Annotated in this window: 13 protein-coding genes and 1 riboswitch; of the genes, 5 read left to right on the top strand and 8 right to left on the bottom strand. The window is 40.2% G+C overall.

Going from position 1 to position 15,131, the window contains the following annotated elements; genetic code table 11:
* Positions 1-94 precede the first annotated feature (94 nt).
* A riboswitch (TPP riboswitch) is annotated at positions 95-200 on the bottom strand.
* A gap of 60 nt (positions 201-260) precedes the next feature.
* A complete protein-coding gene (locus NKF87_RS03510) occupies positions 261-1,379 on the bottom strand; it encodes a 5-methyltetrahydropteroyltriglutamate--homocysteine S-methyltransferase (protein WP_226853126.1) in 1,119 nt (372 codons plus the stop codon).
* A gap of 347 nt (positions 1,380-1,726) precedes the next feature.
* On the opposite strand from NKF87_RS03510, the gene NKF87_RS03505 reads away from it, so the two are divergent.
* Both NKF87_RS03505 and NKF87_RS03500 read left to right on the top strand, forming a co-directional pair.
* On the top strand, positions 1,727-2,494 hold the full coding sequence (locus tag NKF87_RS03505) for a DUF4866 domain-containing protein (RefSeq protein WP_118224190.1): 768 nt from the start codon (positions 1,727-1,729) through the stop codon (positions 2,492-2,494).
* Positions 2,481-3,827, top strand: coding sequence for a threonine/serine ThrE exporter family protein (locus NKF87_RS03500; RefSeq protein WP_118224191.1), 1,347 nt, complete (start codon positions 2,481-2,483; stop codon positions 3,825-3,827). Before NKF87_RS03505 ends, NKF87_RS03500 begins: the two co-directional genes overlap by 14 nt.
* A 267-nt stretch (positions 3,828-4,094) precedes the next feature.
* Here NKF87_RS03500 and NKF87_RS03495 read toward each other — a convergent pair whose 3' ends face one another.
* The 4 genes from NKF87_RS03495 to NKF87_RS03480 all read right to left on the bottom strand — a co-directional run bounded on the left by NKF87_RS03495 (position 4,095) and on the right by NKF87_RS03480 (position 8,312).
* Positions 4,095-5,081: a diaminopimelate dehydrogenase gene (locus NKF87_RS03495; protein ID WP_253583978.1), complete on the bottom strand. Its 987-nt coding sequence runs from the start codon at positions 5,079-5,081 to the stop codon at positions 4,095-4,097.
* 235 nt (positions 5,082-5,316) lie between these two features.
* Entirely contained in the window at positions 5,317-7,041 is a 1,725-nt protein-coding gene (locus tag NKF87_RS03490; protein ID WP_253583977.1) for an ABC transporter ATP-binding protein, read from the bottom strand.
* A gap of 105 nt (positions 7,042-7,146) precedes the next feature.
* On the bottom strand, positions 7,147-7,767 hold the full coding sequence (locus NKF87_RS03485) for a DUF4317 family protein (RefSeq protein WP_253583976.1): 621 nt from the start codon (positions 7,765-7,767) through the stop codon (positions 7,147-7,149).
* A gap of 17 nt (positions 7,768-7,784) precedes the next feature.
* Entirely contained in the window at positions 7,785-8,312 is a 528-nt protein-coding gene (locus tag NKF87_RS03480; RefSeq protein ID WP_253583975.1) for a 2'-5' RNA ligase family protein, read from the bottom strand.
* A gap of 216 nt (positions 8,313-8,528) precedes the next feature.
* Here NKF87_RS03480 and NKF87_RS03475 point away from each other — a divergent pair, with 216 nt between their 5' ends.
* From NKF87_RS03475 to NKF87_RS03465, 3 genes are all read left to right on the top strand, one after another.
* Positions 8,529-9,011: an RNA polymerase sigma factor gene (locus NKF87_RS03475; protein ID WP_028086125.1), complete on the top strand. Its 483-nt coding sequence runs from the start codon at positions 8,529-8,531 to the stop codon at positions 9,009-9,011.
* Positions 9,001-9,594 (top strand): hypothetical protein, encoded by a 594-nt coding sequence (locus NKF87_RS03470; protein WP_253583973.1) that lies wholly within the window; start codon positions 9,001-9,003, stop codon positions 9,592-9,594. Before NKF87_RS03475 ends, NKF87_RS03470 begins: the two co-directional genes overlap by 11 nt.
* A gap of 146 nt (positions 9,595-9,740) precedes the next feature.
* A complete protein-coding gene (locus tag NKF87_RS03465; protein ID WP_253583972.1) occupies positions 9,741-10,169 on the top strand; it encodes an SseB family protein in 429 nt (142 codons plus the stop codon).
* A gap of 167 nt (positions 10,170-10,336) precedes the next feature.
* Here the strand turns inward: NKF87_RS03465 and NKF87_RS03460 are convergent, their stop codons facing one another.
* The 3 genes from NKF87_RS03460 to NKF87_RS03450 form a co-directional block, all read right to left on the bottom strand.
* On the bottom strand, positions 10,337-11,353 hold the full coding sequence (locus NKF87_RS03460) for a glycosyltransferase family 2 protein (protein ID WP_161143335.1): 1,017 nt from the start codon (positions 11,351-11,353) through the stop codon (positions 10,337-10,339).
* Positions 11,354-11,646: 293 nt separating this feature from the next.
* A complete protein-coding gene (locus tag NKF87_RS03455; protein ID WP_253583971.1) occupies positions 11,647-13,575 on the bottom strand; it encodes a hypothetical protein in 1,929 nt (642 codons plus the stop codon).
* Positions 13,560-15,080, bottom strand: a complete 1,521-nt coding sequence (locus NKF87_RS03450; protein WP_182448041.1) for a hypothetical protein — start codon at positions 15,078-15,080, stop codon at positions 13,560-13,562. Before NKF87_RS03450 ends, NKF87_RS03455 begins: the two co-directional genes overlap by 16 nt.
* Positions 15,081-15,131 lie beyond the last annotated feature (51 nt).

Raw genomic sequence — 15,131 nt, 5'->3', positions numbered from 1 at the left:
TCTCGTTCACTCTCAACTTATCCGATATTCTATTGTTCCTGATTTACGTCACATAGCAACAAAAAGAGAGATACCAACTAAATGCATCTCTCCTAAAATCTACGTTATACATTCCTACGTTGGCATTATCCAAATCAGGTATATGGGTCGAAGTTCTTAACTTCCTCTCAGCCTGTACACAAGCTCCCCGTGTTTTATCTACATGTTTAAGTATAGAAACACTTGCACGAAATGTCAACTCATTTTTTCTGATTTCTGACTTATCTGTCTGACCAGACTTCGTCGGCAATCTCTTTTACAAGCTTAAGCTTTGCCCACTGTTCTTCTTCTGTCAGCTTATTACCGATCTCGCAGGATGCAAATCCGCACTGCGGACTTAAGTATAAGCGGTCAAGCGGAACATATTTTGCTGCTTCGTGGATTCTTGCGATTACTTTTTCTTTGTCTTCCAGTTCCGGTGTCTTGGTTGTTATAAGTCCAAGTACGACCTTCTTATCGCCGGATACCTTTGCAAGTGGTGCAAATCCGCCGGATCTCTTGTCGTCATATTCCAGATAATATGCATTTACATTTTCTTCTCCGAATAACAAATCCGCTACGGAATCATATGCTCCGGAACTGAAGAATGTAGAATGATAATTTCCACGGCATACATGTGTATTGATCACCAGATCTTCCGGTGCCTGTGCTACTACCTGGTTATTCAGTTCCAGAAGGAGTTTCTTGTAATCTTCCAGTCTCTGTCCTGTTCTTCCGGTCAATGCAACTGCCATCTTCGCATCTACCATTCCGCCCCATACGCAGTCATCAAACTGAAGGTTACGGCAGCCTGCTGCATAGATTTCCTGCACGAATTCACCGTATGCCTTAATCACATCCTCGGCAAATGCTTCTTCCGATCCATAGATTTCTAATGTTGTATTCAGAAGCTGTGCCCCAGTAAAGTATGCATAGAACTGTCCCGGTGACGGGATAGTCTGTTTTGCGACAGTATTTTCATCTTCTAATGCTTTGATGAATTTGAAATGCTCTACGAAAGGATGATTCTTTACTGAAATCTTTCCCGTCATGTATGTATCATCAATCATTGCAGCTTCTGCGTCAAATGTTGTATTCCCCTCTACTGTCTTCTGATGCTCGATACCTTCAAATCCCCACATGAAATCCAGATGCCATGTCGATCTTCTGAATTCTCCGTCCGTGATCACATGATATTCAAGTTCCTTAATCTTTGCCACCAGTTCCAGGATGCATTCATCTTCTACTGCGGTCAGTTTTTCCTGTGAGATTGTCCCTTCTTCGAAATTCTTTCTTGCGTCTTTTAATTTCTGTGGGCGTAAAAAACTTCCTACAAAGTCGTAACGAAATGGTGTGTTCATGATTATTTTCTCCTTGCCGGCAGGGACTTAGGTTTTCTGTCTTTTTTGTTGTCCCTGATGGCTTTCTTTTATATTTTTCATATTCTTGATGATGTTCTCAATCGATGGATTTATTATAATTTGTTTTGATAAACTTGTATAATACAAAAAAATGTGTATTTGTCATAGTTTTAAACTATATCAAATATCCCTTTCAAATCATCAACCGACTATCTACAGAAGCTGCCACCGATAACTTCTCCGGCATACCATAATCATATATCCATTATATCAATTATAGTTTTCACTTATTTTTATCACAGTTGTATAATTTATTCGGATGAAAATATGAAAGGAAGCGCTTTATTATGGAGGAAAAAACACTTTTTCCCAGAGAAGAAAAATCAGAAATCTTATTTAAGAAAATATCCGAAGATAAATGGGCATGTGAAAAACTGATGGAAACATTCTGCAGTTATCTGTTCAGTAATGATGGTGTCGATCTTCCCGATTCTCCGTCTTCTACAGAATTTGCACAGGCTCTTTTTAATTCTTATCGCAATCGGGATTTATCTGCGTTTCTGATGGCTATCTGCCAGAATACAGTCTTTGATCTTTTAAGAAATGCATTCCTGATTCCCTATCGGTTCAATGCGGACGGAAAACAGAATCCGATGATCATGACAGATGAAAACGGAATGTTACTTCCTGAATATAAGAGATCGATTCATGAACGGGAATACCGTCATTTCCATGAGGTATATACAGATCTCGGAGCTCCAAAGAATATTTTTCTGGCACAGGCATACCGTTACAGCCATTCTTATACATCTGACGATATGGAACCGGAACAAAACATTCTGGAAAAGAGTAACGGTGTACTGTTGATCCGTGAATTACCGGATACCGTAAAATTAAAAGAAACCGAAGCAGAAGCTTATTCTGCTATTCTGGATATTGTCATAAAACTTCAGAAAGAGCTTCCTATGTCCTATGTATTCTATGGACAGGATTCTCTTGTTGAAGATAATACCCGTTATGATGAGATCGGAGTTTTCCTTCCGAATTCACATTTCTTAAAAAATCTGGAACGCCACGTTTCCAAAGCAGAGGCGATCATTTATGCAGACAACTAATTCTGACTTTATTGATATTATGGAAAAAAATCATATGGAGATTCCATGGCATGACTACGCCAATGATGACAGTAATGTGTTGATTGCAGAAGCCGGACTGATCGAGAAAGCTTCTGTCATCGGCCGTGTTGGGTTAATCATGCTCTCCTGTGGAACCGGCGCATGGCGTGTACGGACTTCCATGAACCGGCTTTCCAAAGAGCTTGGTGTAACCTGTACGGTAGACGTGGGATTGATGTCCATTGTATTTAACTGTTTCGATGGAAACGATTGTATTTCCCAGTCGTTGAGTATTGCCAATACGGGAGTGAATACCTCCAAGCTTTACCGCATGGAACAGTTTGTAGATCATTTTCCGGAAGAAGAAGCACATATGACCGGTGAAGATATCCATAAACGACTGGATGAAATTGAAGAAATCCATGCTCTTTATTCACCTGCAAAGCTGGGGCTTGCCGCAGCTCTTGCCTGTTGCGGTTTTACTTTTTTACTCGGAGGCGGACCGGTTGAGATGGCTCTTGCTTTTATTGCCGCCGGGATTGGTAATCTGATCCGTACGAAACTGATCAAACACCATTACACACTGTTTTTGAATATAGCAGTCTCTGTTTCAGCAGCATGTTTTACCTATGCAGTCTTTCTGAAACTTGCGGAACTTGTCTTTCACATTCCAGAATTTCATGAAGCTGGTTATATCTGCTCGATGCTGTTCATCATCCCGGGATTTCCATTTATTACAAGCGGGATCGACCTTGCAAAGCTGGATCTGCGTTCGGGACTGGAGCGGCTTACTTATGCAATCATTATCGTTATGGTTGCCACTTTATTTGCATGGATCATGGCTTTACTTCTGCATCTGGAACCGGCCAATTTTACGGCACTGCATCTAAGTGCTGCTGCCCGTCTGATTTTCCGTGTGATTGCAAGCTTTTGCGGAGTATTCGGTTTCTCGATCATGTTCAACAGTTCTCATTCGATGGCTGCAACGGCTGCATTTATTGGTGCCATTGCCAATACACTCCGGCTTGAACTTGTTGATTTCACACATATGCCTCCGGCCGCCGCCGCATTTATCGGGGCTCTGACTGCCGGATTGCTTGCTTCTTTTATTAAAAAGAGTAATGGATATCCAAGAATCTCGCTTACCGTGCCTTCTATCGTGATCATGGTTCCGGGACTTTACCTGTACCGTGCGATTTATAATTTCGGGATTATGTCCCTGACGGATGCGGTTTCATGGTTCACTTCTGCGATTATGATTATTGTGATGTTGCCGCTTGGACTGATATTTGCGAGAATTCTGACCGATCGTACGTTTCGGTATTGTACGTAAAAGCTCTCATTTTAGATAGCTTCTTTCTTTTACTAAAAGCACTCTCCGCCTTATCAAAACTTTACGAGGAATTTCACATTACATTTTCTTATGGAAATATTGTCAAAGACCCGCAAAATCATCATCCGTAGTTTCTACAAAATCAGGCACCGGAAACGAGTTTTCATTTCGCCTCCGATGCCTGATTTTTTTACTTCTGCTCCTTATATTCCATCACAACATTAATAGTCTACGATAGAACTTGTATACATTTTTATTAATTATCTCTTACAACATATGTGCTCTTAACTCTTCCGGCGTCATCTGAGACAACATAGCCGGTGCGATATCGAATACGCTTCTTGCTCCTGATTCACCTTTCTGTGAAAGTCTGTATGCTGCGCGTGCATAAGCCACCAGAACACTTCCTGTGAATTCCGGATTGGAATCCAGTCTCAGAGAATATTCGATCACATGCTTGTTGCCTTCACATCCAGTCTCTCCTGTACGGATCACGAATCCACCGTGAGGCATCTTGCTGTGATTTGCTTTTAACTCTTCTTCTGTGATAAATGTTACGGTTGTGTCATACTCATCGAAGTAGTTTGGCATTGTCTTGATAGCCTCTTCGATGGCTGCTTTGTCTGCACCTTCTTCTGCAACTACATAACACTCTCTTAAATGTTTCTGTCTTGTTGTCAGTTCCGGTTCGCTTCCGCTTCTTACCTGATCAACCGCTGCTTCGATCGGTACCGTATACTGGATGCCGTTCTTTACACCTTCGATACGGCGGATTGCATCAGAATGTCCCTGGCTGACACCTTTGCCCCAGAACGTATAAGTGCTTCCCTGTACCAAAATAGACTCTGCATACAGACGGTTCAGTGAGAACATTCCCGGATCCCAGCCTACTGAGATGATGCTGACATTCTTTCCTTCTTTTGCTGCTTTGTCTACATTTGCAAAATACTCCGTAATCTTTGCGTGTGTGTCAAAGCTGTCGATCGTGTTGAAAGATGCAGCTACCTTAGGTCCGATCACCGGAAGGTCTGTTGCTGATCCGCCGCAGAGAATCATAACATCGATCTCATCTTTCATAGCTTCCATATCGTCAAAGTGCTTTACTTCTGCTCCTTCTGTCTGGATCTTGACACTTGCAGGATCTCTTCTTGTAAATACTGCTTTTAATTCCATATCATCATTACGCTTGATAGACTGCTCTACTCCGCGTCCGATGTTACCATATCCAACGATACCAATTCTGATTTTTCCCATAATTCTACCTCTGTTTCTTATGATTTGCCGCCTTATTCTGTGGCCGTTTTTATTCACTGATATCAATCATTTCTACTGTTCCTTTACAGTTTTGCACTGTCTTTTCTGCCGCTGATATCTTTGTAAATTATATCATATATTCTTTTCACGACAATCTTTTTCTTTTGCAAATTTCTTTATTGATAATTTTTATGTTTCTACTCACAGAGCAGCTTCCGTTTTTCTTATCTTCTGCCTATCCCATCTCATTATAATGCGCATAGATTCCGCCCTGTTTTAACAGTTCTTCATGTGTTCCACGCTCTGCGATTCCATTATCTGCCACTACAAGGATCTCATCCGCATTGCGGATTGTTGATAATCGATGCGCGATCGTAATCGTTGTCCGGTTCTTTGCAAGCTCTTCCAGACTCTTCTGGATCCAGCGTTCGCTCTCATTATCCAGTGCACTTGTCGCCTCATCCAGAATCAGGATTGACGGATTCTTAAGAAATACTCTTGCAATCGAGATTCTCTGTTTCTGTCCGCCGGAAAGTCTTGTTCCACGTTCACCAACAAATGTATCATATCCGTCCGGCAGTTCCATAATAAAATCATGAATGTTCGCTTTCCTTGCTGCGTCTTCAATCTCTTCCATAGATGCTCCTGGCTTCCCATATGCGATATTCTCTTTAATACTTCCACAGAACAGATACACATCCTGCTGTACCAGTCCGATCTGATTACGCAGACTTTCCAGTGTCAGATTCCGGACATCTTTTCCGTCAATCGTAACACGTCCGCCTGTTACATCATAGAATCTCGGAAGCAAAGAGCAGATCGTCGTCTTACCACTTCCCGAAGGTCCGACTAAAGCCACGGATTTTCCTGCCGGAATGTCGAATGTAACATTAGAAAGCACCGGTGTATCATCGTCGCTATAATGAAACGATACATTTTCATAAGAAACGTGTCCGTTTACTTCATCTATTGATTCTGCGTCCGGTGCATTCACGATCTCCGGCTCGGTCTCTACCACATCCAGAAATCTGCGGAATCCGGACAGTCCTTTCTGCATCATCTCAGTAAGCTCGACCAGAATCTGTATCGGGCTGATAAATATCCCAATATAGAGTGCGTACATCGCAAGATCCGCTGCCTCCATCTTCCCATGTGCGATCAGCCATCCTCCGAATACCAGCGTTACCAGATACATCATCCCCTGAAAGAACAGGTTGCCGCTCATAAAGCTTCCCATACATTTATAATTGGCATCCTTAGAACGCAGAAATCCCTGGTTGCTTTTTCGGAACTTCTCCCGTTCAATCTCTTCATTTGCAAAGGACTGTACAACACGGATCCCGGCCAGTGTATCCTGAAGACTCGAATTAACATCCCCGATCTTACGCCGGTTGTCCATGAATGTCGCCTGCATCTTCTTATTCTGCCCGTACGAGAAGAACAACATGAACACTACCAGAACCAGAAGTGGTATTGCCAGTCTCCAGTTGATCAGAAACAGGAATATGAACGAACCGATAATTTTGATCAGCGAAATAAATAAGTTCTCCGGTCCGTGATGTGCAAACTCTGAGATATCAAAAAGGTCCGATACCAGCTTGCTCATCATCTGCCCGGAATTATTCTGGTCATAATATGAGAATGACAGTTTTTCATAGTGATCAAAAAGCTTCTGCCTCATATCACGTTCCATATTGGCTCCCATCATATGTCCCTGATAGCTTACATAATATTTACAAAGCGCCTGTAATATATAAATTGCAAGCAATCCTGCCCCAATCGGAAGCAAGGCATGCAGTATGTGATCTGCTGATTCTGTAAACAACGTCTTCGTAAGCGTACGTAAAATCTGTGGAAATGCGAGATCCACCAGACTTATGACTGCCGCACAGATCAGATCCAGAAAGAATACCGCCTTATACGGGGCATAATACCGAATGAATTTTTTCATTGTATGCATTGTATATTCCTACCTTTTCCTCTAAACTCAATCCTTTATATTATAAGATATCCCAGATGAATTTGAAACCATTAAACACCTTTATAAGAAATTTTCTCTATCTCATCATACTCCAAGTAATTTCAAAAGCTCTGTATGCGGATATTCCTGATTTTTCTGATATACATCCACATAATTCATGGCCGCCCCGCCGTCCATATATGCCGGAAATAAGAATCCACATTCCGGTTCTCCCGGTTCGTAATCTCCACTTACCGGACAGATGGCACAGATTAAGTATTCAAACATTTCTTCAGATTCACCCTGACGGACATGATCTTTCCCTTTTGCCGGAATATCGTATCGGTCATGAAATACGAAAATGGCATAGTCTCCCTCTGACTGATATCGTTCACCAACAATTTCATAAAAAGTCTCCATCAGTGCATCATTTTTCAGACCGCACGCACGCATTCCCATTAACAGTTTCCACATACTGTCGCCTTTCATCTTCTCATCGGAAAATGCATATTCTTTCAGATTTTTATTCGTATCTGCAAATGGAATAAATTTTGCTATCTGTAAATTTTTTTCTTTCTTATCCGAACTCAATTTCAAAAATCCGGTATTAAATGTTCCGTCTATATATCCATCCCGGTCCAGATATCCTCCGGCAATTCTTGTCATGGATGTTCGCTTTACTGTCATTCTTCTGGTCAGTGCCAGCATATCTTCTCTGTTAATCATTTTATTTTCCACCGCAATTAATCATTTAATTCTATTCTTACAAGATCCTGATGTGGATTGGTCTTCGCCAGCCCGATCTCCGATACCGTAACTTCCATCGGTACGAATTGTTCCTGCATAACTGCAAATGCTTCCTGCATCTGCTCTTTTGAAAGCTTCTTTCCCAGTGTGATATGAGGAAGCCACTGCATTGGCTGATAATACCGGCTCATCCTGACTTCCTGAATATTCTTTACCATATCATGTACCTGTTCGATCATATCTTCCAAATACAGATTCAGAACCGGTGTCACATACAGTACATATGGCAATAACACTCCGACAGAGACCAATTGGATCTGCCCTTTGGTCAGGGACCTCTCCAGCTGTTCCATCACCTCTGTCAATTTTTCTTCCTCTCTTGCCTCTACAGACATAATTGTCAGATGAGGTGGAACGTGATTGTCCGTCATAAAAGCATTTCCTGTCTTTTGTGCAATCTTATTGATATAATCAGAAATTATTTTATTACTTTTATCATCAAAATACACCGATACTAGATACATTTTATCTTTCACCTCTTATTTCGAAGTTATTTTTTCATAATATAGTTTACAACGTATATTTTAAAATGTAAAATGCTTATGCTCGATAGTAAGATATAGTTAAAACATATATTCTTAGCTCCATTTGTAACCTTTCCATATTTTCATTTGTATTATAAGTGAAAGGCCTTAAGAAATGAACATCTGTTTTCCCACTAACACCAAAAAGGAGTACTCATGAAACCAGCAACACAAGTTTTAATCGAACGATATCAAAAGCATCTGTATGCGATTGCATTTAATATATGCAGAAACCAACAAGATGCAGAAGATGTCGTTCAGGATACATTTATTCAGTATCACACATATAAAAAAGAGTTTGATACAGAAGAACATATCCGTGCCTGGCTGATCCGGGTTGCGATCAATAAAGCAAAGAATATCACCCGCTCATTCTGGCACAGAAATAAATGCAACTTAGAAGAATATATGGAAACATTAACCTTCGAAACACCGGAATCAGAAACTCTGTTTGACACAGTAATGAAACTTCCTGAAAAATACCGAATTGTCCTGCATCTCTTTTACTATGAAGATTATACAACACAAGAGATCAGTGATATCCTGCATCTTTCTGTCAGCAATGTAAAGACCCGGCTTTCCCGCGGACGTGCTCTTCTCAAAGAAACCTTAAAGGAGGAATGGAACGATGACGAATAAAGAAAAATACAAGCAGGCTTTTGATACACTTTCCGCCTCCGACAATTTTTCCCTGGAGGTAGATAAAATGAGTATCTTAAATAGAAAGCACAAATTAAAAACAATAGCAGCCGCAGTTGCCGCATGCCTGATCGTAACAGCCGGAACCGGAACAGCCTACGCTTCCGATCTTGGCGGAATTCAGCGGAAAGTCCAGCTCTGGATCCACGGAGATCAGACAACTGCCACTTTAAAGATCAGTTCTGATGGTTCTTATAATGGAACTTATGCCGATAAAGATGGCAAACAAAAAGAATTTGGCGGAGGCGGCATTGCAATTAACCAGGATGGCTCCGAACGCAGCCTTACACAAGAAGAAATTATGGAAGAACTAAATGCTCCGGATATAGAATATGAAAAAGATGGTTCCGTCATCCTGTATTACAAAAATCAGTCCATCGATATCACACACAAATTCAACAAAGATAATATCTGCTATGTGAAACTGGTTGATGGTGATGATTCTTTATATGTTACGGTGAAATACAATAATGGATGTGCTTATTCTCCTAATAAATATATTTCTCCGCTGGAGTTCAATTAACTTGCTCTTCCACCTGAAATACTTTATATTAATATACGGATTGCCCTCCGGCTGTCCGTATATTTTTTATATCAAAGTATGCAAGAAAAGCTGCCAATAACAGTTTTTCTGTACCCGTTATTTATATAGAAAGGATTTTGTACATCATGACTGAACATACACATACCGACAAAACTTTACAGGGCAATGACAAGATTGAATCAGCCATTGCAGCTCTTCAACAGGAACCGTCTCAGGAAATGCTGGCTCACGTTCTGACGGTCATCCGCAGACGCATGAATGAACATGGCGAACTGATCATTGCAGTAGATCCCTCTTCCGCTGCCTCCGGCCTCCAGGTACAGGCAATCCAGACCGATGACGGCCGCAAATGGTGGGCGGCATTTACCAGCTTCGATGAAGAACTCAAAGGTTCCGGAAGCGTAATGTCTACATTTCTTACCGATATGAAACAGTTATTTAATTCTGCTATTACAACTGATAACATTCAGGGCATCATCATCAACCCCTGGAACCGGACGATTATGTTGGATAAAGTACTATTGAGAATTATTTTAGGGGAGATTTCTATTTAATGCACTAAGCCAAATCCCCGAACCGTAATAAAAGATTACAGTTCTCCATTTAATTATTATGGCATGCGAAACCGCAGGAATAAACTTACAAGGTCCTATCCTGTGCATACGGACCTTGTAAGTTTATTCCGATCGGTGATAGCCGCCATAATGCATTAAATAGAAAATTAATTAAACCCGATCAGACGTCTTGCAACTGTATACGCCAGCGATGATATCTTACGTCCTGATTTTCCCGGAATATTCATAGTCTGTCCGAGAATTCCATAGCGGATCTTTATAAAACTGCGCAGATCTTTCTTCTTCAGATACTGCCATAATTCCTTTTTCTTCTCCAGATTTTCTTTATTCTTGGAACGGATACAAAGAATAGAAGAAACTGTCATCATGATTGCCAGATAATTCAACATATACTGTCTTAATTTCTTACTTCCGATGTTTTTCAGCTGATACATATCGATCATTGTCTTTGTGACAAATATCTGCTGATCCAGCCTTTTGATCATTACTTTCTCATTAACCGACTGATCCTCGCGTCCGATAAAATATCTGTAAAAATCTACATCCATATAGTAAATCTTTCGCACATGTGGAAGTGGATAATATACATAAATATTGTCCACATAGAATGTATGCTTCGGCAGATGAAGCTGGATTAATTTCAACATATCGGTGCGATAGATAACTGAATGCATCAGAATATACTGATCCAGATGAAAATGTCCCATATCATCCCAACGGAAAATCTCATCCTGCGGCAATACATTACGGTAATGGATTACTTTCTTGTGTGCTGCTCCAACTTTCTCATATACGTAGTTGGCAATCAGCATATCTAATTCCATGGCATCTTCTTCCATATGACGCAATACTTCCAGAATTTTATGAAGTGCATCTTCATCCACCCAGTCATCACTGTCTACAACCTTAAAATATTTGCCGGTGGCATGTGTCAGTCCTGAGTTTACAGCATCTCCATGTCCACCATTTTCCTTGTCTACTACTTTAACAATTGTAGGATATTTTTCCATATATTCGTGAGCAATCTCTGATGTTCTGTCTTTTGATCCGTCATTTACGATAATAATTTCAACGTCTTCTCCACCCGGAAGAATACTTTCTATCGCATGCGCCATATAGTCCTGTGAATTGTAACACGGAATGGCAAAAGAAATATATTTCATTCTTCTTTTCTCCTCTTTCTTCAAAATTGACTTCTATTAGTATAATCTATTTTCCTCTGTTTTCCAACAAAATCTTTGTAAAATCCCGTGTTCACAATTTGTTCATTTATCCTTCAAAATTCTTTCACTACTTTAACATTCTTTCTTCATAGGTCTTTTTTATACTATAATCATCAAAGAAATACACAAGACATTATCTAGTATGTAAATACTATTTGGAATAAACTTTTTCATAATACATGCCGGGAATCGCGAAAGCGGTTACCCGGCATCCTCCCTTTTATGGAAAGATTCTACTTGTTTTTGTTGTCTGGCTGCATTTTTTTCAATATATTCCCCAATCTTTCTCTCTTCCAGAAGCCAATTCCCGTTAACATACCCGTGAGCATAATACCTGAACATAATATACTTTTACCATTTCTTTTGTTCATCTGTTCTTCTTTTAACTGCTCTTCTTTTTTTACCGCTTTCTCATTTCCATAAAAAATATATTTCTTTACAGGCTCTGTTATCTTCTGTAATAATGTTTTTTCCTGTTCTATCTGAAATCCAATCCGTGAGATCTGTTCATTGCCCGCAAGATCTTTTGCCTTTACTTCAACTTCATATGCTTTTACTTCATCTACTTTACATTCATAAAGTCCCTTTTGCTTTTCACTCTTTGGCTTCGCTCCATTAATCTTAATGTATTCAATCTGATCTTCCGGATTTTCCGTTCGGATATAAAATTTTCTTTCCTTTTCATAACTTTCTCCTTCTCTGATATTTTCAAATCTGATCACCGGCGGGGTATGATCAATTGTAAACCTTGCCTTTGCATCACTCTTATTGCCTGCAGAATCTACCGCTTCCACAACCAGTGTATGCATGCCTTCTTTCTCGATCTTCTCTCCCGGACGGTATACTGTATCATCTAATTTCATGGTGTATGTATAACTGGTAAAATCTTTGACCGATTCTCCGGCCGAATAATCCCATCGGAAGTATTTTAAATATTTTCCATCGAGTTCATCCACATGAACAATCACTGGATTTTCTTTGTCAATAATCACCTGTCGCTCCACCTGATTTTCATGTCCTGCCATATCAGCTGCATTCATTCTCAGTTTATATATTCCGTCTTCTGTAAGTGTCTGACTGCTTTCTTTTCTCATCTTTCCTGACTCATCCGACTTTCCTATCCGCCACTCTGTGATCTCTGTTTCTTCTTTTCTTCCGGTGATATCTTCCTTCGAAATATGTGCCTGCACAACCTGAAATATATTTTCCTCTTCTGCCAGATAGTTCACTTTAACCGGTTTACTGGTGATCATATAATCCTGCACTCCTTGTATAGATGCCTCCGGAACATTCCTGTCAATATAGACCTTATCTGTCACTATCGTCTTATTTCCCGCAACATCTTTTACAATAAAAGTTACAGGAATTCCTTCACCATTCTTCGATTCTTCTTCCATTCGAAATATTTCTGTTTCTTTATTGCTTTTTCCAATTACTTTTTCTCCTGTTTTACAGATAATTTCCGCAATCTGACTTCCATTTAGCCCATCGGAAGATTCTACCCGGACTTCCGCAATATCTTTGTGCCATATCTCCGAACCTCCTGTTATTTCATAATGTACTACAGGTTTACTGCTATCCAGCCAGAATTCTTTTTGACTTTCTGAATTTTCTACCCGGTGTCCTTTTTCATCTTCCATCCATATCTTCAATTCATTTCCGCCGTCTGTAAAATTCAATTGTTTCAACAGGAAGCTTTCATTTTGTCTGTCCAATATTCCTTCCTGCTGTTCATTATTTCCATTTTTGAAGAGATATCTTGTTGTCCCTCTTTTGCTCATATGCATAATTCTTCCATCCGGACGATGAATATAGTATCTGTTTTCCCCATCTGGTTCGTTATATACAATCTGATAAGGTTTTATCGCTTCTTTTTCAGAGTCTTCTTCCGGATCTTTATCCTCTTTTTCAGAGTCTTTATCCGGATCCTTATTCTCATCCTTGTCTTCTTCCGGATTCTTGTCTTCTTCCGGATCCTTGTCTTCTTCCGGATTTTTATTCTCATCTTTGTCTTCTTCCGGATCTGTTTCTTTTTCTGCTTCTCTGTGATCTCCAGCCTCTGCCTGTACAATGCTTCCAACCGCTGACATATCTGCAAACTGTGAGCCTATGATCATTCCTGCTATTACAACCGTGATTGCTTTTTTTATCTTCCTACCCATACCTCTTCTCCTTCCATCTTGATCGCATATTCTTTCTGCAGCTTTTTAAATTCCTCCTGATCCGGCAGTTGTCCGTCATCTCTTACATACTCTTTGATCTTCATGGAACATTCTTCCCTGCTGACGGACGGATCTGCACACATGAATCGGATATGCATCAGTTTTAACTCCTGAGATTCCTTCAATTCTCCGATTCCCTGAATACAGATATCCATTGCCATATCGCACCTGCCTGCTGCTTCATATAATTGTGCAATTTTTTTATACAACATTTCTCTGTTTCCGTCCTCCTGCTCCATCTCCAATAGCTCTGTATATATCTTTGCCGCTTCCTCCTCCGTCTTCTTTTTTTCACAGGCGGCCGCCTGGTATTCTAACATTTCTTTTTTTACCGGATCATTCAGATAATCCGTCTGCATCCCCCTCTTTACCAGTTCTAATACCTTTTCTACACTGTCCTCGTCATCCAGAAGTCCATATCCTCTGATCAGGCACTGGATTTCCTGTTTTTGCTTCTCCTCGGATATCTTGCTCCTTTTTTTCCATACCTTTTCCAGATATGCAAGACTCTCTTTATATTTTCTTACATCTTCCGGACATTCCTGTTTTTCATATGCGCCGATCAACATTTTCAGATTCTCCGCAAGTTCTTTATTGGTCAGTTCATTCAGACAAATACGGCTTTTCTCCACATTCCCGACATTTAAGAAATACGCAAGTGCCAGTTCCAGATATTCTTCGTCCCGTTTCTCATTCTCCTGACTGTCTGTGCGTAATTCTGTATTGGCATTACTGGTTGCTTTCTGTTGTTCCTTTATGATTCCGTCAGGTACATTTTTTCTTTGCTGTATCAACATGTACCCTGCCGCCACCACTGCGAAAAATAATGCGATATATATCTTCCACCTGCGTTTTCCTTTGTCTCCCGAACTTTCTTTATTAACTTTTTCTTTCCATTTTGGGATTTGTTTTTGAATTTCTGAAACGCTTTGATAATAAGACCCTTTTGTTCCCATTGTTTTTGAAATGATACTCTGAAGTCTGTGTTCTTCCCACCGGTTCAGATGCGGTTCTGTTTCTGACGAAGCGAGAATATATTGAAATGTCTTTCCCAATCCATATATGTCCAGCTCTTTACTGGCATTTTGATAATAATTCTCTTCCGGAGGGAGAAAATATTCCCGCATGTCCCTCCTTTGCATAAATACTACCTGTTTCATGTTTGTCTCGGCTTTCATATCCAGAAAATAGACCCTGCCGTCCTCCGCCAGAATAATACTGTATGGATTCACATACTGATAGCATGGATTCCCTCTGCATCTGTGGATCAGTTCCAGCTGTTCTGCAATTGCCTTTAACAACAGGAACATTTCCTTCTTCTCCATTACCGGATGATACTTCAAATATCTGGCAAGTGTTCTTCCCTGTACATTTTCAGAACTGATATAACAGATCTGTCCATGTTCGATCAGACGCAGTACATCATAGCTTTCCTTTTGCTGCAATGCATTCCACCTCAATTCTATTCTTCAGTTTTTTACAAATGGTAATTTTTT

The sequence above is a fragment of the Dorea longicatena genome, assembly GCF_024168045.1.
In the GTDB taxonomy this organism is placed as follows: Bacteria; Bacillota; Clostridia; order Lachnospirales; family Lachnospiraceae; genus Dorea_A.
The sequence above is the reverse complement of the archived record's forward strand: the minus strand, read 5'-3'. Positions and strand labels throughout refer to the sequence as shown.

Coding starts and splice junctions, on each gene's coding strand:
- NKF87_RS03460 (WP_161143335.1), bottom strand. CDS start 11,353: ATGAAATATATTTCTTTTGCCATTCCGTGTTACAATTCACAGGACTAT.
- NKF87_RS03490 (WP_253583977.1), bottom strand. CDS start 7,041: ATGCATACAATGAAAAAATTCATTCGGTATTATGCCCCGTATAAGGCG.
- NKF87_RS03485 (WP_253583976.1), bottom strand. CDS start 7,767: ATGATTAACAGAGAAGATATGCTGGCACTGACCAGAAGAATGACAGTA.
- NKF87_RS03470 (WP_253583973.1), top strand. CDS start 9,001: ATGACGAATAAAGAAAAATACAAGCAGGCTTTTGATACACTTTCCGCC.
- NKF87_RS03495 (WP_253583978.1), bottom strand. CDS start 5,081: ATGGGAAAAATCAGAATTGGTATCGTTGGATATGGTAACATCGGACGC.
- NKF87_RS03455 (WP_253583971.1), bottom strand. CDS start 13,575: ATGGGTAGGAAGATAAAAAAAGCAATCACGGTTGTAATAGCAGGAATG.
- NKF87_RS03510 (WP_226853126.1), bottom strand. CDS start 1,379: ATGAACACACCATTTCGTTACGACTTTGTAGGAAGTTTTTTACGCCCA.
- NKF87_RS03500 (WP_118224191.1), top strand. CDS start 2,481: ATGCAGACAACTAATTCTGACTTTATTGATATTATGGAAAAAAATCAT.
- NKF87_RS03465 (WP_253583972.1), top strand. CDS start 9,741: ATGACTGAACATACACATACCGACAAAACTTTACAGGGCAATGACAAG.
- NKF87_RS03505 (WP_118224190.1), top strand. CDS start 1,727: ATGGAGGAAAAAACACTTTTTCCCAGAGAAGAAAAATCAGAAATCTTA.
- NKF87_RS03475 (WP_028086125.1), top strand. CDS start 8,529: ATGAAACCAGCAACACAAGTTTTAATCGAACGATATCAAAAGCATCTG.
- NKF87_RS03480 (WP_253583975.1), bottom strand. CDS start 8,312: ATGTATCTAGTATCGGTGTATTTTGATGATAAAAGTAATAAAATAATT.